Origin of the sequence: Xanthomonas cissicola (assembly GCF_008801575.1) — a bacterium.
Taxonomy (GTDB): domain Bacteria; phylum Pseudomonadota; class Gammaproteobacteria; order Xanthomonadales; family Xanthomonadaceae; genus Xanthomonas; species Xanthomonas cissicola.
Window position 1 is genome coordinate 1 of the sequence record NZ_VZPL01000245.1, and the last position, 465, is coordinate 465.

Sequence of the window (465 nt, forward strand, 5' to 3'; positions counted from 1 at the left end):
TGCACCCGATGGCGACTGCAACGCTCACCCAGATCGCGTAGATCCTTGGCAATCTTGCGATGCCCATAGACACTGCCGCTGGCCAACCAGTGGTGCTTGATCAGCCCCAGCAGGCGTTCGTCTTCCTTGGCGCGTTCACTGTCGGGCGACTTTAGCCACGCGTAGTATCCAGCCCGGTTCACCCGCAAAACCCGGCACATCGCGCACACCCTGAATTCTTCGCGGTGGACTTGCATGAAGAGGTACTTTGCCTTTACCCCTTGGCAAAGTACGCGGCGGCCTTTTTTAGTCGCCCCTGAAAAACCCCCAGGCTGCATCCATTGCAAGGCTTAACCTGCGTTTTAGGTGTGCTGGAATTGCCAGTTTTCGTTACTCTACGAACTGGTTTCTGGCAGTTTTCGCCCATGCGTACACGCCGTCCTGCCGCCGAGCAGTTGCCTGCCGATGAGTTGTTTCGTTCGCGTT

General features: G+C 57.0%; 1 pseudogene. It reads right to left on the reverse strand.

From position 1 onward, the window contains the following. Positions 1-287 (reverse strand): annotated as a pseudogene (locus F7R02_RS25885) (IS3 family transposase); the annotation flags it as partial. Positions 288-465: the final 178 nt, after the last annotated feature.